Raw genomic sequence first — 22,337 nt, forward strand, 5'->3', positions numbered from 1 at the left:
ATCACAAATCACAAATGACAAATCACGAATCACAAATCACAAATCACGAATCACAAATCACAAATCACAAAATACTTATTCTTTTTTTGCTCATTATTTTCAGCGTGTTTATGATCGGGATGGTCAGGCTGTTCGCGCTGCGCTTCGAGACGGGAGATGTTTATCCCAAGTATTCATCCCTTCGCTCGGATCCGCTGGGAACAAGGGGTTTTTATGAAAGCCTCGAAAATTTGGAATATGTGTCGGTCGGCCGCAATTTTCTCCGCCTGTCCGATATGCGCCCTGAGCAGGATACCACCATTTTTTACTTGGGAATCAATGTATATCAGATGAAATCTGCGGATGAACTGTCCCTCAGACATTTTGAGGAGATAGCGGCTGAGGGAGGACGCGTGATCTTTTCCTTCTTTCCTGTAAAAAGGAGGGGGTTTACAAAAAAATTGAAAAAAATTTCTTCTCTTCCTCTTGCAGATCGCTGGGGAATAAATTTTTCTCGTTTTGAACCCGATGAAAAGCCTGACACCATAAAAAAAGCTCAGAAAGTTTTACCTGAAAAAGACCTTCCGTACTCCCTTTCCTGGCATACCGCACTTTATTTTGAAGAACTGGCGAACCCCTGGAAGGTGATTTATGAGTGTGACGGCCATCCGGTCATTATTGAAAAACAATTTGGCAGGGGAAGCATTGTCTTTTCTGCGGACTCATATTTGTTCAGCAACGAAGCATTGCAAAAGGAACGTTATCCTGCATTGCTTCTCTGGTTCATGGGAAAAAATACCCGTGTGATTTTTGATGAATCACATCTGGGACTTCGGGAACAACCGGGCGTCGCAGGTCTTGCCCGAAAATACGGTCTTCAGGGGCTTTTCTGGGGAATTCTCCTGCTTGCCGGGTTGTTTGTCTGGAAAAATTCCACATATTTTGTTCCGCCTCCTGACGATGACGCGTTGACAGATGACTATGATTTTGCTTCGGAAAAAGACACCACCGAAGGCATGGTCAGCCTGCTTCGGCGGAATATTCCCCCTGCTGAAATTCTGGGCGTGTGTGTGAAAGAATGGGAAAAGTCACTGAATCCCGGCAGGGAATTGCCGAATGAGAAATTGGAACAGATAAAGGCTTTGACGGATAAAGACCCGGTCAGAGGATATCAGGATATCTGTCAGATTCTTTCAAAAAAGTAAGGCGTGCAATTCAGATCCCGACAATGTTCCGGAAACTTGCTATTTGCACATTCGGGACTGTCGCTCCCAACTACTTATTCACAGTTCTCGTAGTTCCCGGGGGACCACCCGCCGGACGGCCTTATCGAATTTCACGGGCTATGCATGTCCCCCGATCCTAACGACCCCGATATTATCTTGGCACGAGCAGCGACGGGTTATGCTGTTTTTGTTCAGGCAGCAACTTTCTGGAGATTTCTATATCTTTCTTAATTAGCGAATTGATAATCTCATTTAAGGAAAAATTGCTGTCTTTATATCGGATATTTTCAAAGAAAAATTTTTTAACTTCTTTATCCAGATAGATCGGAATATCCAATTCCTCAAGCGGTCTGTAGAATCTGCCCTGCTCCGCATTTGTAAAATCATATTCTTTCTTCATTTCGGACACCTTTCATGATATGCCTGTTTTTCTTTTTTTGTAGCTCTTCTGGCACTGATAATTCTCACAGACTCTGTGCCGTCATCATCTCTGAAAGTATGAACAACAACAAGAACAGCCTCGCCTAACGATTTCCCCAGCAGTATCCATCTGTCCTCGTTTTCCGAGTGATCGCCGTCGTATTTGTTCAACGCGAACGGATCTGCAAACACATATGACGCCTGTTCAAATGTTATCCCATGTTCCCGTATATTGATTTTCTCTTTATTCGGATCCCATTCAAATTTCATATCTGCCCTGTTCTACGCCTATCTTCCTGTTCCGCCATCTGTCCAATTAAATGCGAAGTTGGTATAAGCATTAATCCAATTAACCGAATCCGCAAAACACACTGACATTAAATACATATTTCAATTTATCGTCTTTCCACCCTGTTAGCCACTGTACCGCTGTTGCCCGTTGCTTTATTTTGTACAGATATTAAAAAGCATAGGAAAAAAAAGTTATTGTTCATCTTCAGCAAGATTGGCAACTTTGATATGCTTATGCGAAAATAAAATTTCCGCACTCCTTGATATGCTTATGCGAAAATAAAATTTTCGCACTCCTTGATATGCTTATGCGAAAATAAAATTTTCGCACTCCTCAAGAAAGCCGGTCCCGCTGATACACGAACTGTCTTGCTTTCGCGGCTGCTTTCAACGGGCCCACATGACTGTCCACATAATCAAAAACCCTGGCCTTTTTCTTACCCGGAGCTGCCCTTAAAATCCTTCCGAGATACTGCACCACCCGCCCGCTGAACCTGATGGGCGTTGCAATGAACAATGTGGACAAATCTTTGCAGTCAAACCCTTCGCCCACCAACTGACCCGTGGCAATCAGCACTTTGACCTCTCCCTTATTCAGCCGGTCAAGCACAGCCCGCCGCTGACTGTTGCTCAAATCTCCTGTCAGCAGATCCGCGGATACTTTGAACTTGTATTTTAAAAGTGATTGCAGCGTCTCACAATGTTTTTTTCTGTCAGACAACACCAGCAAAACCCCCTGGCTCTGTTTCGCCTCCCGGGCCACATCCGAGGCGATGAGCTGATTTCTCTGATCATCAGCAGTCAGTTCGGAAAGCATCTTGCTGTATTCTCTGACCGGATCATAATACGGCCTGAAATCTGTTTCCCTGATAATGGCCTCAGCCTGAAGGATGTCTCCTTTTTCAACCAGTGAAGAATTGTCAACTTCATGGTGAACATCTCCCAGATGCCAGAATATCAGCACAGATAACTTGTCCCGACGCCAGGGGGTGGCGGACAGGCCAAGCATATATTTTGAATCAAAAGCGGTCACAGCTTCTGTAAAAGTCCGGCTGGGCGCTCTGTGGCATTCGTCAACAATCAGATATCCAATGTGTTTGGCGACCTCATTCGCACATTTATAAAGGGTTTGCACCAGTGCGACCGTTATCTTTTCACCGATATTCTTCTTTCCGCCGCCAATGAATCCCACATCTTTTTCCGGGATTCCCAGGAAGTCTCCGATCCGGTTCACCCATTGGAAAGCCAGTTCTTTTGTATGCGTCACGATTAAGGCAGGCTGCCTGCGCTGTGCGATCATGTACAGAGCCATGACGGTTTTTCCGCTTGCAGTGGGCGCGGTCAGTGTGCCAAACTCTTTTGAAAGCATCACTCTGACCGCTTTTTCCTGGAAAGACTTTAGCTCTCCGTTAAACTTGAAATCAGCTTCCGCAAGGACGCGTCTTCGGTCTTCAATCTCATATGAAACATCATGATGCCTGCACAAAAGAATCAGCTGTCGGGCATATCCCCTCGGAATAACAAGCCCCTGTCTGACTTCTGTATAAAACTTCAGCAGTTTCGGAGTGTCATCGTTCCATCGGTGCATACGCTGATTTTCAAGCCATTTGGGATTTGAAAATTTCAGTCTTTCAGTGAGAATCTCTTTTATGTTCTCAGGAATGTCAGAAAGTAAGAGATGATTTGTTATAGTGATTTTCATTGGCGATGAGTCACTGAGTTATTTGAATGTCTGAATGTTAAATTAAGATTTTTTTGCCGGACTTTTTGCCGGACTTGCAACTCCTTTTTGCCGGACGGGGTTTGCAACTCCTTTTTGCCGGACGGGGTTTGCAACTCCTTTTTGCCGGACGGGGTTTGCAACCCCTTTTTGCCGGACGGGGTTTGCAACCCCGTCCGAAATGTTTGCAACCCCGTCCGACAAAGCTTGCAACTCCGTCTGAAATGTTTGCAACCCCGTCCAACAAAGCTTGCAACTCCGTCTGAAATGTTTTACCGGATCACCAGCAATGAAACGTTTCGGACGGGGTTGCAAACCCCGTCCGGCAAACAATTATCAATTATCAATTATTACTCTGGCAAAAGATCATAAAAGTAGTTCATGGCATCGGAGCGGGTGACAATGCCGATAATGCGCCCGTTTTCCACCACCGGAAGACGGCCGATATCATGTTTTACCATCAGTCGGGCCGCATAAACAGGACTTTTTCCCGGTTCTATGGTCATTACATTTGTGGTCATAAAGGCTTTGACCGGCGCATCCAGGGCAGAGTCTTTCCTCAATTTTTGAAAATCCCTTCTGGAGATAATTCCCACTATCTTTTCATCTGCCACCACTGGAACGCCTGTGCAGCCTTTTTCCCTCAGCATGATTGCCACCTCTTTCATACTAGTATCCGGTGATACGGTAAAGACCGGAAAAGACATCATGTCACCGAGCTGTGCTGATAACTGCTGATGGCCTTCGATCATGTCCTTTATTGTTTCTTCCACAGTATCCGGGTCCACAGATTTCAGAATAGCAGACCCCGCTCCTATATGTCCTCCGCCGCCCAGGTTCCGCATGATTGCCCCGATATTGAGGCTGTCGGCATTGGCCCGGCCGATGACCATACATTTTTTCTTATTTTTGCTGGTGAATATGCCAAAGGCCGCATCAACATTTACAATTTCTCTGTACATCTGAACAACCACGGAAAGGCTGCTCACATGCCCTTTGATCTGCAATTTGTTTATGCTGATTTTATATCCGTTTACCTGAGTCCTTTCTGCGGATTTCAGCATTTCAAACAAAATATTTTTTTGTTTTTCCCCGTAAGGATGGCGCAGAAAGGAGTTGAGAATATTTAAATCCGCGTTACGTTCCAGCAAATACGCAGCAGCATAAGCATCTTCGGATTTTGTGGAAGGGAATCTCAGGTTGCCTGTGTCTTCATACAGCCCGGTCAGAAAAAGCGTGGCCTGTATGGGCGTCAGTGCCATTTTTTTCTTTCTTAGCTGTCGTACCATCAATGTAATATTCGCGCCCATTTCCTCTCTGCACTTCCAGGCCGGATTTATATCTCCTTTAATAGTATGATGGTCCCACAGGATCACTTCAAGATCGTCTTTTTGCTTCAGTATGTCCATTTGTTTGTCAAGACGGTCCCATCTGTTGATATCAACAACGACCAGTCTGCTGATGTCGTTTAAATCAATTTCATCGGGTGTACGGATACCGAAAATATCTTTATGGATTGATAAAAAAGCTTTGACATTCGGGTTTATATTCTTCGGAAGCACCGGAATCGTACCCGGATACAGAAGAGTAGCGGCAATGGTGGAAGCCAGAGCGTCAAAATCAGTGTTTTTGTGCGTTGTTACAATTTCCATAACATATTTCCCTGATAAATTGAGTGGAAAGTCTGCGTTGCATTTTTTGCATTGTTTTCGGACCTGTTTTGCAGAAAATCTCTCAGACGTCACACTCAGCAACGATTTTTTTAAACACACTCATGCTATTGGAACCGCTACAAAGCATGAATGACTTTATTATATATTTTATTATACAAAAAAATTATAGCATCAATGACAGTTTGTCCACTCTCCGAGAGATAAAAATCAATTTTTTTTAAAAAATCTGCTTTTCTTAGGTTTTTCAGATTTTGAAGGCGGTGTATCGCCGTTGCCGGTAATATTGTTTTTTTTATCATCCCACCCGAGAAGCGGTTTGTCATTTATTTCATTATGATCATATTCCAACTGAAGCGGAAGACCGCCGGTCTGCTTAAATTCAAGCTGCATACGAAATTTATCCACTTCTGTCTGACTGTCAATGGTTTTTTTGGCAAGAAGATATCTCAGATAAGTGATCCATACGAGAATGCCAAAAGCTGCTAAGAGAACAGCCAGAAAAAACCATTTATACTTGAGTATGGTATCCTCTCCCAATTTCCCAAGATAGATGACCACCTCCGGTATGATCCAATAAGATATGATCACAAGAAAGACAAGAAAACCAATGGCAAAGATGTTGAAACCGCTGACGCTGGCAATGATTTTTTCAAGACGCGTCCCATAGTTCTCTTTGCGCAGATCTGCTTCTTCTTCTTTTTCTTCTCCATAAAAAAGTGCGATATACGCTCTTACAACAAAAGCGAACAGGAGAATGACACCCACGGGAATGCCCACGGCCGCGACAAACCATGCTCTGAACGGAAAGGGAACATAGTTTTTTACAAGTTTCCGCTGATACTGTTCAAAGGGGCCGTGGGTTTTTTCAAAATAATATTTATTGAAATCACTCAGATTTTTTCCGTCTGTCTCATGTATCAGATTTCCTTTGTCATCCAGAATCTGCATTTTATAGTCCCAGCCGGATTTCATGGCGGCAACAGCAAAGATTTCCAATTCGATCAGAAAAAGAGCGATGGCAATCACGATAAAAACAGTCTTATTTTCGACGACCATAGACGCAATACTTTTTTTTGACATATTTTTACTTCCTTTTGGTTTTATATTGTAGAGAAAATTATAACATCCGGAGTCCGAAAATAATTTTTCGGAGTCAGCGCAAAAAAAAATAATTTTCGCACTCTCAGATCAGGTCTTATTTTTTCTATAGATATTTTTAATAAGTGAAACAGTGGCTTACTCTCCTTTCATAAAATTATACAGATCAGGGAATGAACACATATGAGGCTGAAAAAATCTCGACAACATGACACTTTAAATTTCTGACACTCGGAGAACTTCTCTGACTAAGACAGAATTAACAATCAGTCAGCGACCCCCTACCATCCCCCATCGCCAGATTAAGTGAATGTATCTTCAATATGTAACTGATTCTTCACAAAACTTCTTAAAACAACTGCATCTTTCATTTTCAGTTGCTTTACATATCAGAATAAAATAATAACACTTTCCATTAAAAATTGACAAGCTACACCCTCGCATCTTGTAACCCCCCGGATAATTCCTTCCATTTCACGGTTCAGAATATTACATGTTTCCCTTTGGATATTCAGATAATTTTTCAGGTACTTTCCCAACTCCGGATGCTGAATGAATATCTGTTAAGCTAAGATTTTATAAAAAGGAAGCGTCTGAGTGCTTTTTGTCAGCCTGTTGCAACGCGTATCATGCCTTGATGCAGGCGGTCAAGAATGTTTTTTTCGTTTATTTGTCTGCCCAGGTGACAACCACAGGACATTAACCCTATGATCCGATGATTAAATTTTTTTGAACGGGTTCGGATAAAAAATCTGTTATTTTTGCAAAAGCAGGTATCTGTTTCCGGCCGATGCCGCACTTCGGGATGCTGCGAATTAATGCTTGCTATTTTCAAATAAAAATGTATAGTTAGTTCAATAATTGGAATTTTTTAAAAAAAGTATATTAAAATAAGGAGGGTTATATGATTTTATCAAAAAAAACCGCTACAAATATGCCGTCCTTACAGGGCTTGATGGCCCTCCCCTATATCCGTTAATCAGATTTTTTTTTGACCATGACTGTAAAGCCGCAAACCAAAAAAAATTACAGGTAGTTTGCTGACATCTGACACTTACACTTTTTATTTTTTAAGGATATAACTCAGTGATTATGAAACCGGTATCTGTCATCGGAATGGGGCTTTCTCCCCGGGACCTTACAGAAACACATCTAAAGCAAATCAGACAGGCGGATATCCTGATCGGAGGAAAACGGCTGCTTCAGTTTTTTGAGGATTATCAAGTAATTAAAAAAGAAATCAAGGGAAATATAAAAGATATCATACAATATATAAAAGATAAAATGGAGAAGGATACGATTGTCGTTCTCGCATCCGGAGACCCGCTCTTTTTTGGTATCGGTTCTTTGTTGGTAAATGCCATCGGAGCTGAAAATGTTTCTATATATCCTAATATTTCTTCAGTTTCCGCTGCATTTTCCCGTATCAGGGAATCGTGGAGCGATGCCCATGTTATCAGTATGCATGGCCGAAATGATGACGCTGTATTTTTCCATGCGCTTTCTGAAAAGAATAAAATCGCCGTGTTTACGGACCCTGTAAGAAATCCCGCATGGCTTGCAAATACCCTTCTTGAGAACGAGATAACAGATTTTCGTTTATGTGTTCTTGAACAACTTGGCACGCCTTCGGAACGGGTCGGATGGTATGATCCCGCACAAGCCGCGGATATGCAGTTTTCAGAACCCAATATTTTGATTTTAAAGCGAATATCTTCCCAATCCGAAGAGAAAAAAAATCTTTGCTTCGGAATGCCGGACCAAAGCTTTGAACACCAGAAAGGGCTTATTACAAAAGCGGAAGTAAGAGCGGTCACGCTGTCCAAACTTTGTCTCATGCCCGGACATATCGTATGGGACCTCGGAGCCGGAAGCGGTTCTGTCTCCATTGAAGCGGCGTTGTTTGTAAAACATGGAAAAATATTTGCTGTTGAACAGCGAGCCGACAGGAGAGAGTTGATCAGAACGAATCAGAAACGCTTTGGTGTGAAAAATTTGGAAATCATTGAGGCCGTGCTTCCTAAGGGTCTGAAAGATTTGCCCCGGCCTGACCGAATATTTATTGGCGGCGGAGGCAGGGACCTTGAAAAAATCATAGAGGTCGTTTCCTCCTGTCTCATGAACCATGGTATTATTGTTATTAATACGGTTCTTCTGTCCAATATTGAAACTGCCCTCAGCACACTCAGGCGTATCGGCTTTAAAACGGATATCGTCCAGATTCAGATCAGCCGGGGCCAGGACATGCCTTGGAGCGAAAGGCTTGAGGCTCAGAATCCTGTCTGGATCATTTCCGGGCTGAAGAACGGAGAAAACGAAGATTAAAGCAGAGACTCGCTGAACTTTGCCGGACAGAGTACAAATCCTCTTTGGCAAAGTTTGCAACCCCGTCAGCAACAAATCATAACTGACTTTCATGTAAACGGGCATGACTTGCCGGTCATAACGAATAATGAAATTTTTGTAGTTTTTATTAACACCTAACATCTAACACTTAACACCTAACACCTAACACCTAACACCTAACACCTAACACCTAACACCTAACACTTAACACCTAACACCTAACACCTAACACCTAACACCTAACACCTTTTTCATATAAAGGAGATATTATGACCGCTGAAAACCATCCGGTTACATTTGTCGGCGCAGGCCCGGGTGATCCCGAATTAATTACGGTAAAAGGACAGCGAACCCTTATGGACGCTGATATAATTATTTACGCGGGCTCTCTGGTTCCCGAGGCTGTATTAAAATGGGCATCGCCCGAAACAGCCATTTTAAACAGCGCCGCCATGCACCTCGGAGAAATTGTAGAAAGCATTGAAAAAGCTTACACAGAAGGCAAACGGGTTGTACGTCTGCATACGGGGGACCCGAGTCTTTACGGGGCAATTTTTGAGCAGATCGCGGAACTTCAGAAAAGAGAAATACCGTACAATGTTATACCGGGCGTGACCGCCGCTTTTGCCGCGGCCGCGGCAATGGGTATGGAATACACGCTTCCCGAAATTTCTCAGACGCTGATTTTAACCCGAATGGCAGGCAGAACCCCGGTTCCTGAAACAGAGAATCTCGCGTCACTGGCAAGCCATAAGGCTTCTCTGGTGATCTATCTCAGCATATCACTTATTGACAAAGTGGCTGAGATACTCAGAGCAGCATATGGAGAAGATGCCGCGTGTGCTGTCGCGTTTCGTGTAAGTCAGCCTGAAGAAAAAATCATATACACAACACTGAATGAACTCTCAGACGTGGTAAAAGAGCAGGAAATCACGCATCAGGCCCTGATCATCGTGGGGAAAGTTCTGGACATCAGTACAGATACATTAATCCATAAATCAAAACTTTACGATAAAAATTTTTCCCACGGATTCAGAGGCGGCGATATCACAAGTGACAAATGACGAATTACGAATTACCAATCACCAATCACAAATCACAAATCACAAATGACAACTCACAAACTTGCCATATGGGCGGTGACACCAAACGGGGCAAAGCTGGCCCGGAGAATTTCAGCGGGTCTGTCCGGGGCTGATTTGCATTTTTCCGCTTCGCTGGAAAATGAGGGAGATTCATCCGCCACATTTGAAACTCTGTCCGGTGCGTTATCACAAGCTTTTGATAAATACAACGCTCATATTTTTATTATGTCCGCCGGTATCGTGGTCCGGCTGGTTGCGCCGCATATCCGCCACAAAACTTCGGATCCCGCGGTTGTGGTTGCAGATGAAAAGGGATATCATGTCATAAGTCTTCTGTCGGGTCATATCGGCGGAGCCAATGCACTGGCGAAACAGATTGCGGAAATAATTGACGCGACACCTGTTATCACAACAGCCACGGACTTAAACAAGGTTCCGGCCATTGATCTGCTGGCAAAAGAAAAAGGACTTTTCATTGAAAATCCGGATGCCATAAAATACGTCAGCATGGCTTTTCTCAAAGGAAAAAAAATTTGTTGCCATGATCCCTTTCAGTTGATGAGCAACACAATTCTCAGTGCCTGGTTCTCGGTTCTTAATTCTCAGTTCTCGATTTTTATTGATGATGTCGTGGCTGATTTGCCCCCGCATACACTGATACTGAGGCCCAAATCTCTGGTCGCGGGTATCGGGTGCAACCGAAATACGGACAAAAAAGAAATAAAGGAACTTCTTTATGAAGTACTCGAAAAGAACGCACTTGCACGGGGCAGCCTGAAATGTATTGCCACAGTGGATTTAAAAGCAGATGAGCAGGGACTTTTAGCCCTCGGACAGGACCTGAATCTTCCGCTGGAATTTTTCACCAGGGAAGAACTTGAAAAAGTTAAAGACATAAAGACGCCATCCGCGATGGTGGAAAAACATATAGGAGTAAAAAGCGTATGCGAAGCATCAGCAATTCTTGCGACAAAAAAGGGAAAACTGATTGTTCCCAAACACTCAACCCGGAATGTCACGGTAGCCATTGCCAGAATTCCCTTTACATCGTAGGCATTGGCCCCGGAAGTACGGAATATTTGTCCAAACGGGCGCATGATGTGCTTGAAACCGTTGACACAGTTGTGGGATATACCACTTACGTTAATCTGATACGTTCTCTGATAAAAGATAAGCACATTGTCAGCACCACAATGAAAAAAGAGATTGAGCGGGTTGAGGCAGCCATTGACATCGCGCTGGAGGGCAAGTCATGCGCAATTGTCTCAAGCGGAGATCCGGGAATATACGCCATGTCCAGTCTTGTTTTTGAAATGTGCAAGGCAAAAGATATTGTTATCATTCCCCCGGTCAGTGCCGGAAAAATGAAAAATGAAGACTCAGGGACTCTGCTTCAGGTGGAAGTTGTGCCCGGCATACCTGCCCTCTGCTCAGGGGCTTCGCTTCTGGGCGCGCCGCTGAGTCATGATTTTGCGGTCATTAGCCTCAGCGATCTTCTGACACCCTGGGAACTTATCGAACGACGCATTGAGGCGGCCGCCGAGGCTGACTTTGTCATTGTGCTGTATAATCCCAAAAGCAAAAAGCGGAACTGGCAGCTTGAAAGCGCACAGAAAATTATTCTGAATCACAGAGACAGAAACACACCTGTGGGGATTGTCACCAGTGCGATGAGGGAAGAGCAGAAGGTTAAGATTTTTCCCCTCGGTAATCTTCACACCGCACCGGTAAACATGCAGACAACCGTGTTTATCGGAAGCAGCGCATCTGCGCAATATCTTGATTTTATGGTTACCCCGAGAGGGTATTCAAAAAAATATTCAGTTGTTTCCTGAAAAAACTCGCACCTGAAAAAATTGACACATAAGTACCCGATCAAAATTTTTTTATACATCTTTTTTTCTGTGAACGGCTGAGAAACCCGGCTTTTTCCCTCACGGGAGGCGGATCATTCCGGAGAAAAAAGCCGGGTTTCTTTCCCGATCAAATATCGAAAACTTATGGTTAGGTACTTATAATGCAGTGTGTCGTACGCAAAAACACCTGAACATCAGAATCGTCTGTATGTCGGATGTAAGTACCTATCCACTCGATGATCAAGTGTTTTGATCCGATTTGAACAAAAAGCCTGTCATTCCTGTCCGAACAAAAAGCCTCTCATTCCTGCTTTCGCAGGCTTGGGCGTGAGCGTCCGACTGAACTCAGTCAGACGCTCACGCCAATGTCTCGGTCGGACGGAATGGAATGACAGAAAAAAACCTGATCATCAAGTATCCCTATATTTTTTCAGCGTCAGATCCTGAATTATCAGGGAATAGTGCCGATAAGAGGGGAAAAAACTTTTGACCGGTCACCGGGGGGGCAGGACAAAAGTTTTTCGGTATTTTTTCCGGATCGCTTAAATTTTATTATAAATGTTGAGGGTGAAGATCCGCGAGGTCTTCAAAACCTCATCCGAGTACTGAACCAGCAAATCGAAAAATTATAAAAAACATACTCCCGCTATCACTCGTGCCGAATGGGTAAAAAAGAGGTTGCCGATGAATTTGAAAAAATCAGTTTCAGAAGAAAAACCTTTCATCCTCATCGTGGATGATGTTCCGAAAAATCTTCAGATTATAGGAAATATTCTGAGTTCCGAAGGATATCTTTTCACCCCCGCGACAAACGGAAATCAGGCACTTAAAATAATTGAAAAAAGACATCCTGATTTAATTCTGCTGGATATTATGATGCCTGAAATGGATGGTTATGAGGTTTGCAAAATTCTTAAAAATTCTCCGAGAACAAAAGATATTCCGGTGATTTTTCTCACCGCCAGAACTGAAACAGAGGATATTGTCAGAGGATTTGAATCGGGAGGGGTTGATTATATAACCAAGCCATTCAACTCAACAGAATTGCTGGCGAGAATTAAAACTCATCTGGAAATACTGAGCATCAGCAATGAACGTAAGGAATTACTTCATGTTCTGTGTCACGACCTGGCAAATCCTTTTGCGTCAATTGTTTCCGCACTGGAGATAATTAAAGATTATGACACGTTCAAACGCCTGAAAAAATATCTCAGCACAGCGGCCGGTAACGGTCTGAAGGTGATTGATCTTGTCCGTAAGATACGGGCATTGGAGGATAAAAAGATCAACTTGGAACTGGAACCTGTCAATCTGAAAAAAGCCATAGATGAATCTCTGCTTATGCTTGAACAAAAATTTGCTGAAAAACATATTGAAATTATAAAGAATATTGATCCGGCTCTGATAGTTTGCACTGAAAAAATATCATTGCTGAATTCTGTTATAAATAATCTTTTTACCAATGCCATAAAATTCTCTTTCCCTGATTCGAAGATAATTATCGGAGCCTCGCAGGCTGACGATATGGTGACAATTTCCATCAGAGATTTTGGCGTGGGAATGTCACAGGAATTGCAAAAAGATATCTTTGATATGAAAAAAACAACCTCCAGAATAGGAACAGGCGGAGAAGTGGGGACAGGATTCGGAATGCCGCTTGTAAAGAAGTTTGTTCATACTTATGGCGGAAAAATTGAGATATTCTCAAAAGAGGAAAAAGATGACCCGCAGGATCACGGCACTGAAATAAGGCTGACATTAAAAGCAGGAAACGCGAATGTCAGCAGTGAGAACTGAGACCTAAGAAATGCGAAATAGCGACAAACGCCTTATTGAACAAGGTTTTTTTTGCCATCAGGTGGGTGCGGAAACACAGCGAGAGCGGGATACGGGGAAAGCGCCTCCGATTAACCGGCTGCATGTCTGGTGGGCCAGACGTCCGCTCACGCCAAGCCGCGCGGCGGTTTTCAGTTCTCTTGTTTCCGCGGATACTGACCCGGAACGCTTTATTCGCAGCCTGGGAATCGAGAAAGTTCAGGCTATGATAGATGGGGTTCCCCGGACACTGACAGGCAAGCTGTTGGAAAGAGTGAAATCTGTTGAACCCGAACGAGAGATACTGATTGCGGACGGCGTTGTCATTCGGGCGTTGATTGCCGAGGAAAAGCGGCGGGCGGAAAATCGTGAGTTAATTGAAAAGCTCAGGGTAAAAGATTCCGCACTCTCCGATGATCCGGTGATCCTGCGCTGGGAAGCGGAGAGCCTGCCCCTGGCAGATCCCTGGCCCCAGGAGGGCGATACATTGCCAGTGCAAAGAGTGATGGGCGATCCTGCCTGGGCCAAGGAAAAGATGGCTTTTAGCAGGAAACACGGAATTCGGTTTTCAGGCGATGGTTACGGATATGACAGAGCATTTCAGAAATCAGCAATGTCTCCGAAATCTGGCCTGACAGTTCTGGACCCCACGTCAGGCGGCGGATCAATTCCCTTTGAAGCCCTGCGCCTCGGTTACAATGTGATTGCAAATGATCTGAATCCGGTGGCAACAGTCATTCTTTATGCAACACTGGATTATCCCTTACGCTTTGGTTCTGATCTCGGGGATGAGATACAACACTGGGGAGAAAGGCTTTTATCTTATGCCCACGAAAGATTGTATGATGTTTTTCCTGATGGCCAGATATTACCCATTGAGGAGCAGGGACGTCTGAGAAAGACGCTTTCATCATGTCCTGGATACTTTGACGAGTTTAACAAAGAACAAATCGCTGATTTTATTTATGCCCGTCAGGTCAGATGCCCCCACTGCGGTGGCGATGCGCCGCTTCTCAACACCTGCTGGTTATCCAAACAAGCCGCGGACGCCTGGGGTGTGCGAATCATTCCTGATGGCAAATCACGAAACGGAAAGGTGCGTTTTGAAACTTATCGGGTGAGCAAAGGCAAAGGCCCCGGAGGTGAAGACCCCGGTTTTGCCACCGTCACCCGAGGCGTGGGGTTCTGTGTTCACTGCAAACAGGCGATTTCCGGTGATGAAATCAAGGCCCAGGCAAGGGGGGAAGGTTTGCCGGGCGAGGGGCGAGGGGCGAGGGGCGTGGGAGAATCCTCATATGGGAAATGGGAAGACCGTCTTTATTGTGTGGTCGCCAATCGTTCTGAACCTGAGACAGATGGAAACGGGAACCTGAAACGATTCAAATCCGGTACCAGGAAAGGGAAGATAAAAACCCGTAAAATCCGTTTTTTTCGTCCTCCCCGTGAATGTGATCTCAGCGCGTTGGAGGATGCGGAAAAAAAGCTTGCTGAGAAATGGGATGAATGGGAGAGGATGGGGCTGATTCCTACGGAAAAATTCCCAAAAGGTAATGACAAACGACCGGTCATCTATGGTATGCCCCGATGGTGCGACATGTTTACCCCGCGCCAGCTCTTTGCTCATCTGACACTTGTTGAGGGACTGAACAAACTCAGAGCGGAGATTATTGAATTGCTGGGTCAGGAAAAAGCCCGGGCCGTGGTGACATATTTGCAGTTCGCCATTGACAAAGGTCTGGATTACAACAGCAGGCAGACCCGGTGGGAATACACAAGAGGAATTGTCAAGGGAAATTTCGGACGCCATGATTTTTCTCTGAAATGGACTTTCGGAGAAATGATCTTCACAGGCCCCCGTTCCGGAGCAGCTTGGGCACTGGCCCAGGTGACGGACGCATATAAGGGGATAGCCTCTCTTGTGTGTCCGCTCCGTTCAGGAGGAGCAAAAAACAGTCTCCCGTGTCTTACCATTTATAATGGTACTGCCGCGCATATCCCCGGGGTCCCGGATCATTCAGTTGATCTTGTGTGCATGGATCCGCCATATTATGATAATGTGCAGTATGCGGGGCTTTCTGATTTTTTTTATGTCTGGCAGAAGCGAACCCTGAAGGATTTTTATCCTGATATTTTTTCCCGGCGACTCACCAATAAAAAAGAGGAGGCCGTTGCCAATCCGGCCAGGGACGGTTCTGCAAAAGAAGCCAAAAAAGCTTACGAAAAAGTCATGGGAGATATCTTTGCGGAATGTAACAGGGTACTCAGACACGATGGTATCATGACTCTCATGTTCACCCACAAACGCCAGGATGCATGGGAAACCCTGACCCGTTCCCTTATTGAATCCGGGTGGATCATTACCGCGGCGGTTCCGGTTGAATCCGAGGCCGCGGAGTCCATGCATCAGAAAAACATGGCAGCCGCGGCAAGCTCCATTTTCATCTCCTGCCGAAAGCGGAAAGGAGAAAACGCATTTCCCGCGGTGTGGACAGGGATCGGCGGGTCAGGGGTGCAGCGCGGCATTCAGGACGCGGTTGAAGAGGGCCTGAAAGAATTTGAACCGCTCCGACTCAGCCCCGTGGATCAGATGGTCGCGTGCTACGGACGCGCCCTCGGAGTTCTCTCGGAACACTGGCCTGTGACAGACGGAGATGAACTGGTCAGCCCGGTCCTGGCCATGAACGAGGCCAGCCGGATTGTTTCAGCGTATCAGATCAGGCGCATTACGGCAAATCGCCTGACAGTGGATGATCTTGATTCTGAAACAGCAATGGCGCTGACCCTTTTTGGCATCCGGGGGCTTGGCGAATTTTCCTTTGACGAGGCCCTCAGTCTGTCCAAATCCCTGAATATTCCTATTGTGTCAAAAAATTCCGGATACCGCGTCCGGGGCCGGATGATCGGCATGAATAAACAAACCCCGGGCCGCCGCTCCCGGGGTGCGGCAGAGGAGACATCAGGCTTTCACGCACCGCTGATTTGCAGGGGGGCCAAACTCCGAGTTGCCAGACCAGAAGAACGCAGCCCTGCCAGACTCTCTGATCCGCAGACCCAGTGGGATGTTTTCCAGGGATTTATACAGGAATACCGAAAAGGTGATATTCCCCTTGCCCGGCCCTATCTGGAAAAACATGTCCCGGAACATCAGCGGATTATTCTTGATATTCTCCGTGTATGGGCATCTGAAACCGATGATCCTGAATTGAAAAAGGAAGCGGAGAGTCTTCTTTTCAGTTTCAGATGACAGCAATAATGCAGCAATGCAGGGTGGGTGGAGCGAAGCGGAACCCACCCTGCATTTTTTGTATCGGGTATATTATTTACCGTGAAAATACATTCTGAAAAGCCGGGTTTTTTATCTGTTTTCATTGAAAATATTTTCATAACCGGGGATGAAAAACCCGGCTTTTTCATGAGCGTTTATTTCGAGTTCCTTTAACGTTGTCCGACCCCTTAGCGCAGATTTTTGAAATCTCCTTTAACTTGGGAAAATCAGCATTGCCAAACCTGGAAAGATTATATTTCAACGTGTTCACAGCAACCGGAATATATTTTTCAAAATACGTCTTTCCTTTCACACGGCTCAGATAACCAAACGCCCCCAGCATCTGGAGATTTCTGGCGACGGAACAGTATTTATAGCCTGTGCGGAACCGGCCCGGATCAACCCGGATAAACGACGAAAGTTTTTTAATGCAGTATTCCGACAAGTCAGCCTGCACAGAACAGGGCAGCTCAACATATGGATCAATCAGCAACGAAGCAAGATCATACTGAATCGGGCCTATGCGTCCGCCTTGAAAATCAATGAGATAAAACTCGTTTCGTTTTTGGGAATCAGAGCAGGAGCGAACCATAATATTCCGTGACTGCATGTCCCTGTGCATAAAACCGGTCACTGAAAATTCAATTGCTCTGTCCGCCAGGGCTGAAAATTCATCCTCAAAATCTTCAAAGCAGGAATTTGTGCCAAGATATCCCTTTAAAAAAGCATCAACAAAATAGCGGCATTCCTTTTCAAGAATAAGTTCCCTGTCATAATACGCTGTCTGATATGTCCGGGAAAGATCAAAATCCCTGCCCCCGAAAACAGACATTCTTACCAGGATATCAATAACCGATTGGTAATAAGAGATGATTTCTTCAGTCGTCTCAGCATCCCGGACAACGGTCTGAAGATGCACATCTCCCAAATCCTCCAGAAAAACCAGACCTGAAAACATATCATAAAGACGAATTTCCGGCACAGGTATTCCTTTGCCGCGGAGATGGTGTCCGATATTTATAAAAGAATCTGTTTCAGACGTTTCCCCCTGTTTTCTGATGCCATGATCCACCATCACAAGGGACTGGTTATCTCTCGTCAGGCGAAACCATTTTCTGTCTGACCCATCCCCCTTGAGCTGAACATAGCTAATTTCAGGTTGCGAGTTTCCAGTTTCAAGTTTCAAGTTTCCAGTTTTAAAGGCTTTGGCGGCCATTTTTTCAATAACGGCATTCCTAAACCTTTCCAAGTCTCCCACGTCTTGCCAGTCGTACTGTTCCGAAGAAATAAAAGCTTTTATCTTTTTTCCCTCTGATATTAATTTTCTGTATGCGTCTATGCTGCCTGAGAACACACCCGCGGGTATAAGATCAAGAATTTCAGGATCAATAACCTGTATCCCGGTAAAAGCGAGTTTTTGGAAAACTGGGAACCGGGAATCAGAAAAGTCTTTTATTTCCTGAACACGGAAGCCTTTTATAAAATTGTCCTCATCTGCTATCACAGTGTTAAATTCGCTGTCATCATGGAGGACCATTGTCACAGGATGCGTGTGATTCAGATGAAATTCATACACTTCTCGCAGGTCAATATTCGTGACAATATCGCTGTTTATGACCATAAAAGGCTGATCATCCCAGAAATCCGCCACATTTTTTATGCCTCCGCCTGTGCCAAGTATCATTGGCTCATATCGGGTCTGAACAGGAATTTTATAATTTTGTCCGGAAATAAAATCATCTATTTTTTCATGGAGATGATGGGTGTTTACGATGGCAACCTCACAGCCTGCATCTTGCAGACTGCGAATAATAATGTCCAGCAGGGGCCTGCCTGCAAACGGAAATAAAGGTTTGGGCAGCGTTTCGGTAAAGGGAAGAAGCCGTGTGCCGAAACCTGCCGCGAGTATCATTGCTTTCATGTCAGTTATCAGTATTTATATTATAGTATTTGTAGGATTGGCAGGGTGGATGGAGCGATAGTGAAACCTACCATCATTGTTGCATATGTTTCTGATTGATTGCCGGATGGCGTAGTGGCGGGCTGCGTTTCGCTTCGTCCGTCCCCCACACTCTGTAAATGACGGAATGGTGGGTTGCGCTTCGCTTCACCACCCGGCTATTGCTCAGGCAGCGTCTAAAGTGCGAGGGCTGAATACTCAGGTTTTCCAATCTCATTGTTTATAGCTGTTTCAACCAGTTTATTGAGCGAAATATTTTTTTTGAATGCAACTAACGAGGCTTTTCTGTGCAGTTCGGGTTTTATTCTGACATTAAACTTTCCTCTGAAAGTTTTTTGTGGGTCTCTGGCAAGTTTTTCGCATACACTCACATAATGATCAACGGCCTCCTCAAACGCTTTTTTCAAATCTGCAACATTATCGCCTTCAAATGTTACAAAGTCGTTCACCAGCAGAATTTCTCGGCATCCTTCATTTATCAGTTTACACTTTATAAAAACAAAAGTCGGATATGAATCGGATGTCAGGGGGTGACATAATTTTTTTAACATGGTATATGACACAGGGAAAACGATTTTGCAAACGAAAATCTTTATAACGGAAAGGAGGAATTATGTGCGCACCTGTTGTCATAAAAAATGAAAGTCTGTCAGAGCGGGGAAATATAAAACTGACTCCGAAAAAATTCGTACGGCGCGGTGATCTGTCTCCTGTTACAAGGCTGCATATTGCATGTGCTGCTCTCACGGCAATGGTTACCGGAGCGTGGGGAACAGTGACGGCTCTTTCAAAGCAGTTTATGATTTCCCGCACCTTTGTTTATATGCTGGCAGCGACATTGAAAGAGACGGGTGAGGCCGCTTTCGGATATGATTCCTGTGAGCCGTCTGTGACCGGACAGAGATCGGTATTCAGCCACATACTGTCTCTGAGACTTGAAGGCCGGTGTTCTCTGGAAGCCGTATCAACGATTATGAGGCGTTTCGGTATTGACAACGCATCTGTCGGTTTCATCAGTCAGACTCTGAAATATTTCGGTTCCCTGCTGCCTGACACTCTTAAAACTGACAATGGCGAGATACGGCTGCTCGTTTATCTGAGTGATGAGATATTTTCCAAAAGGGTGCCGATACTGGTCACGGCTGACCCGGTCAGTTCGGCAATACTGAAAATCGGGCTGAACGACACGCGGAAGGCCGAAGACTGGAAGAATCACTGGAACTGCCTGGAAAATAACGGATATATGGCAGTTTATGTGGTCAGTGACGAAGGCAGAGGTCTGTGCAAAGCTCAGAAAGAATCCCTGGCCCATATTTTCAGGCAGCCGGACACTTATCACGCTGTGGCACACCGGCTTGGCAGACGGGTCGGAATCCTTGAAAATGCCGCATACAAAGCCATTGGGAAAGAGGAGGAACGCTGGCGTAAGCTCGATTCCGCCAGAAGTGACGCTGTCATTTCGCGGAGAATCAAAGAATACGAGGAGGCAAAAAGGATTGCCGATGAAAAAATCGAACTGTACGACAACTTCAGTTATCTTTATCTTTCTGTCATAAATGAACTCAGACTGTTCGACAATAACGGCAATCTCAGGGAACGTGAGGAGGCGGAAGCCAATATCGGAGAGGGGCTGAATCTTCTGGAATCACTGGGAAAACCCGACATTGCCAAAGCTGTCGGAAAGGTCCGCCGCACTCTGCCTGACCTGCTCGGGTATTTCGATGTGGCAGCTCCGATTGTCTCAGAACTCAGGGGACTGCCGGTCAGTCAGGAGGCATTGCGGGCGCTTTGTCTGGCATGGCAATGGAGAAAAGAGATGATTAAGGCGAAAACCCCCGAAGCACGGAAGCACTGTGAAATGAACGAGGAATTCTGTCTCGAAACCGCGACAGGTCATCTTCAGGCCGATTATGAATATGTCAGAGAGCAGGTTTACAACGAACTGGACCGAATAGTTCGGAGTTCGTCTCTGGTCGAATGCATAAATTCGATAATCCGTCCCTACCTGAACAGTTCAAAAAACAATATAAATCAGGAGACTCTGAACCTGATCATGTTTTACCATAATCACCGCCGTTACAGGGCTGGTAAGAGAAAAGGCAGGACTCCCTATGAACTTCTGACCGGAAGGAAACAGGAAAAAGACTGGATCGAACTTCTGTTTGATACTGTGGAAAAAACGGATCCGTCTTTTGCGGTCACTGTGAATTCGTAAAAAGGAACCGGTTTTTTCAGAAAAATCCGTTTCCGGCCGCCAATTCACAAAATCGTAATATCATATCACCATAACTGAAGGTTCGTCCGCCAGCCTTCTGACACCGGAAGTGTGCCCGAAAACAAGCTTTTAAAAAGTGTCAACTACTTTTATATTAATATGAAGGATGCCAATTTCTCCCTAAAAAATCTCATCTTCCGCCGAATAAACAAGTTTTCCATAATAGCCCTTATATTCAAGTAAATTTGGGTGTGTCCCACCTTTTACACATCCGAAAAAATCAGCCACAAATACACAGAGGAACCGCGGAGAGACTTCGTGAGACTTTGTGTCTTCGCGGCAAAAAAACGGATGCGTCCCGCCTTTTATCCGAAAAAATCAGCCACAAAGACACAAAGACACAAAGGAACCGCAAAAATACGTTCCGAGTCAGGTCCCGGCTCCGAAACTTTGTCGTATTGAATAATCCGTAACTGTCCGCGTCTGTCCCATTTCCCTCCGGCTTGTCTCAATGTCCTTGCAAGTTCTCTCTGCCCCCATTCGCCTTTGCCGGACGGGGTTTGCAACCCATATGCATCAGGCTAAGGATTTTTGTGATTCCGGAACGCCTGAAAATAAAGGTTTTGCCTTTCGGCCGTCGGCCGGTCAGTTTCAATGAAATCAGAATGTTCTGTCCTTAGCCTGATGCGTATGGGTTTGCAACCCGGTAGTCCTGCAAAGGTAGTGATGAATCCCGTTCAGTCCCCCGATTATCAGGACACTGAATCTCATTCATCACTGCTTGTGCAGGACTACCTGCAACCCCGTCCGGAACATTAATTGTTCAGCCGTCGGCAGACGTTTCAGACGGAGCTGCAAACCCCGTCCGGCAAATAAAATGGAAACTTCTTTAGTAGAATTATTTTACCGCTTACTCGTGGACAGACACCAAATAAGAAGGAACGATCTTATCGTTCACACAACTCCACCAAAACCCCTTTGGTTGCCTTGGGATGCAGAAAAGCGATTTTTGCCCCGCCAGCCCCTATCCTGGGAGTTTCGTCAATCAGTTTCACTCCTCTTTCCTTCAGCTCTGCCAATGCCTCTTCAATGTTTTCCACACGAAACGCGACATGCTGTATACCCTCGCCTTTTTTTTCTATGTACTTGGCAACAGGCCCGTCAGGTGACGTGGATTCCAGCAGTTCCACTTCGCTCTCTCCCACGGGGAAAAAACCGGTGGTGACTTTCTGCTCCTGAACAGTTTCAGCCCCTTCAAATTTCAGCCCCAGAATATCTGACCAGAAATTTTTTCCTTCATCCATACTTTTTACGGCAATTCCGAGATGATCAATCTTGAGTATTTTCATTAGTCATTTCCTCCTGATATAAAAGTGTTAGGTGTTAGG

Annotated in this window: 17 protein-coding genes; 8 read left to right on the top strand and 9 right to left on the bottom strand. The window is 45.1% G+C overall.

What is annotated here, in order from left to right:
* The first annotated feature begins 14 nt into the window (after positions 1-14).
* Positions 15-1,184 (top strand): DUF4350 domain-containing protein, encoded by a 1,170-nt coding sequence (locus dnm_RS14425; RefSeq protein ID WP_207683333.1) that lies wholly within the window; start codon positions 15-17, stop codon positions 1,182-1,184.
* Positions 1,185-1,356: 172 nt separating this feature from the next.
* Here the strand turns inward: dnm_RS14425 and dnm_RS14430 are convergent, their stop codons facing one another.
* From dnm_RS14430 to dnm_RS14450, 5 genes are all read right to left on the bottom strand, one after another.
* Positions 1,357-1,605, bottom strand: a complete 249-nt coding sequence (locus tag dnm_RS14430; protein WP_207683334.1) for a hypothetical protein — start codon at positions 1,603-1,605, stop codon at positions 1,357-1,359.
* Positions 1,602-1,895: a BrnT family toxin gene (locus tag dnm_RS14435; RefSeq protein ID WP_207683335.1), complete on the bottom strand. Its 294-nt coding sequence runs from the start codon at positions 1,893-1,895 to the stop codon at positions 1,602-1,604. Before dnm_RS14435 ends, dnm_RS14430 begins: the two co-directional genes overlap by 4 nt.
* 355 nt (positions 1,896-2,250) lie before the next feature.
* Positions 2,251-3,618, bottom strand: a complete 1,368-nt coding sequence (locus tag dnm_RS14440; protein WP_207683336.1) for a DEAD/DEAH box helicase — start codon at positions 3,616-3,618, stop codon at positions 2,251-2,253.
* A 368-nt stretch (positions 3,619-3,986) separates the two neighbouring features.
* Complete coding sequence (locus dnm_RS14445) at positions 3,987-5,288, bottom strand: CBS domain-containing protein (protein WP_207683337.1); 1,302 nt, start codon at positions 5,286-5,288, stop codon at positions 3,987-3,989.
* A 228-nt stretch (positions 5,289-5,516) separates the two neighbouring features.
* Positions 5,517-6,389 (bottom strand): hypothetical protein, encoded by an 873-nt coding sequence (locus dnm_RS14450; RefSeq protein ID WP_207683338.1) that lies wholly within the window; start codon positions 6,387-6,389, stop codon positions 5,517-5,519.
* 1,110 nt (positions 6,390-7,499) lie between these two features.
* Here dnm_RS14450 and cbiE point away from each other — a divergent pair.
* The 6 genes from cbiE (at position 7,500) to dnm_RS14480 (ending at position 16,753) form a co-directional block, all read left to right on the top strand.
* A complete protein-coding gene (cbiE, locus tag dnm_RS14455; RefSeq protein WP_207683339.1) occupies positions 7,500-8,732 on the top strand; it encodes a precorrin-6y C5,15-methyltransferase (decarboxylating) subunit CbiE in 1,233 nt (410 codons plus the stop codon).
* A gap of 290 nt (positions 8,733-9,022) precedes the next feature.
* On the top strand, positions 9,023-9,817 hold the full coding sequence (gene cobM, locus dnm_RS14460) for a precorrin-4 C(11)-methyltransferase (protein ID WP_207683340.1): 795 nt from the start codon (positions 9,023-9,025) through the stop codon (positions 9,815-9,817).
* Between the two features lie 45 nt (positions 9,818-9,862).
* The gene (locus tag dnm_RS14465; protein ID WP_207683341.1) at positions 9,863-10,891 is read left to right on the top strand and encodes a cobalt-precorrin 5A hydrolase; all 1,029 of its coding nucleotides are present in this window, start codon (positions 9,863-9,865) and stop codon (positions 10,889-10,891) included.
* A gap of 26 nt (positions 10,892-10,917) precedes the next feature.
* Entirely contained in the window at positions 10,918-11,673 is a 756-nt protein-coding gene (gene cobJ / locus dnm_RS14470) for a precorrin-3B C(17)-methyltransferase (protein ID WP_246556328.1), read from the top strand.
* 705 nt (positions 11,674-12,378) lie between these two features.
* A complete protein-coding gene (locus dnm_RS14475; RefSeq protein ID WP_207683343.1) occupies positions 12,379-13,491 on the top strand; it encodes a hybrid sensor histidine kinase/response regulator in 1,113 nt (370 codons plus the stop codon).
* A gap of 10 nt (positions 13,492-13,501) precedes the next feature.
* The gene (locus tag dnm_RS14480) at positions 13,502-16,753 is read left to right on the top strand and encodes a DUF1156 domain-containing protein (RefSeq protein ID WP_207683344.1); all 3,252 of its coding nucleotides are present in this window, start codon (positions 13,502-13,504) and stop codon (positions 16,751-16,753) included.
* A gap of 166 nt (positions 16,754-16,919) precedes the next feature.
* On the opposite strand, the gene dnm_RS14485 is transcribed toward dnm_RS14480, so the two are convergent.
* Both dnm_RS14485 and dnm_RS14490 read right to left on the bottom strand, forming a co-directional pair.
* Complete coding sequence (locus dnm_RS14485; RefSeq protein WP_207683345.1) at positions 16,920-18,695, bottom strand: sugar phosphate nucleotidyltransferase; 1,776 nt, start codon at positions 18,693-18,695, stop codon at positions 16,920-16,922.
* 215 nt (positions 18,696-18,910) lie between these two features.
* The gene (locus dnm_RS14490; protein ID WP_207683346.1) at positions 18,911-19,183 is read right to left on the bottom strand and encodes a type II toxin-antitoxin system HicB family antitoxin; all 273 of its coding nucleotides are present in this window, start codon (positions 19,181-19,183) and stop codon (positions 18,911-18,913) included.
* A gap of 164 nt (positions 19,184-19,347) precedes the next feature.
* Here dnm_RS14490 and dnm_RS14495 point away from each other — a divergent pair, with 164 nt between their 5' ends.
* The gene (locus dnm_RS14495; RefSeq protein WP_207678503.1) at positions 19,348-20,949 is read left to right on the top strand and encodes a hypothetical protein; all 1,602 of its coding nucleotides are present in this window, start codon (positions 19,348-19,350) and stop codon (positions 20,947-20,949) included.
* A gap of 365 nt (positions 20,950-21,314) precedes the next feature.
* Here dnm_RS14495 and dnm_RS14500 read toward each other — a convergent pair whose 3' ends face one another.
* Positions 21,315-21,515, bottom strand: a complete 201-nt coding sequence (locus tag dnm_RS14500) for a hypothetical protein (RefSeq protein WP_207683347.1) — start codon at positions 21,513-21,515, stop codon at positions 21,315-21,317.
* Between the two features lie 381 nt (positions 21,516-21,896).
* Positions 21,897-22,298 carry a methylmalonyl-CoA epimerase gene (gene mce / locus dnm_RS14505; RefSeq protein WP_207683348.1) on the bottom strand — a complete coding sequence of 134 codons (402 nt, stop codon included), beginning with the start codon at positions 22,296-22,298 and terminating at the stop codon, positions 21,897-21,899.
* Positions 22,299-22,337: the final 39 nt, after the last annotated feature.

Source organism: Desulfonema magnum, from assembly GCF_017377395.1.
Taxonomy (GTDB): domain Bacteria; phylum Desulfobacterota; class Desulfobacteria; order Desulfobacterales; family 4be13; genus Desulfonema_C; species Desulfonema_C magnum.

Excerpts from the sequence above, each read along its gene's own strand:
- dnm_RS14435 (WP_207683335.1), bottom strand. The coding sequence starts at position 1,895 with ATGAAATTTGAATGGGATCCGAATAAAGAGAAAATCAATATACGGGAA.
- dnm_RS14495 (WP_207678503.1), top strand. The coding sequence starts at position 19,348 with ATGTGCGCACCTGTTGTCATAAAAAATGAAAGTCTGTCAGAGCGGGGA.
- dnm_RS14465 (WP_207683341.1), top strand. The coding sequence starts at position 9,863 with ATGACAACTCACAAACTTGCCATATGGGCGGTGACACCAAACGGGGCA.
- dnm_RS14485 (WP_207683345.1), bottom strand. The coding sequence starts at position 18,695 with ATGAAAGCAATGATACTCGCGGCAGGTTTCGGCACACGGCTTCTTCCC.
- dnm_RS14475 (WP_207683343.1), top strand. The coding sequence starts at position 12,379 with ATGAATTTGAAAAAATCAGTTTCAGAAGAAAAACCTTTCATCCTCATC.
- cbiE (WP_207683339.1), top strand. The coding sequence starts at position 7,500 with ATGAAACCGGTATCTGTCATCGGAATGGGGCTTTCTCCCCGGGACCTT.
- dnm_RS14445 (WP_207683337.1), bottom strand. The coding sequence starts at position 5,288 with ATGGAAATTGTAACAACGCACAAAAACACTGATTTTGACGCTCTGGCT.
- dnm_RS14440 (WP_207683336.1), bottom strand. The coding sequence starts at position 3,618 with ATGAAAATCACTATAACAAATCATCTCTTACTTTCTGACATTCCTGAG.
- mce (WP_207683348.1), bottom strand. The coding sequence starts at position 22,298 with ATGAAAATACTCAAGATTGATCATCTCGGAATTGCCGTAAAAAGTATG.
- dnm_RS14425 (WP_207683333.1), top strand. The coding sequence starts at position 15 with ATGACAAATCACGAATCACAAATCACAAATCACGAATCACAAATCACA.
- dnm_RS14430 (WP_207683334.1), bottom strand. The coding sequence starts at position 1,605 with ATGAAGAAAGAATATGATTTTACAAATGCGGAGCAGGGCAGATTCTAC.
- dnm_RS14480 (WP_207683344.1), top strand. The coding sequence starts at position 13,502 with ATGCGAAATAGCGACAAACGCCTTATTGAACAAGGTTTTTTTTGCCAT.
- cobM (WP_207683340.1), top strand. The coding sequence starts at position 9,023 with ATGACCGCTGAAAACCATCCGGTTACATTTGTCGGCGCAGGCCCGGGT.
- dnm_RS14450 (WP_207683338.1), bottom strand. The coding sequence starts at position 6,389 with ATGTCAAAAAAAAGTATTGCGTCTATGGTCGTCGAAAATAAGACTGTT.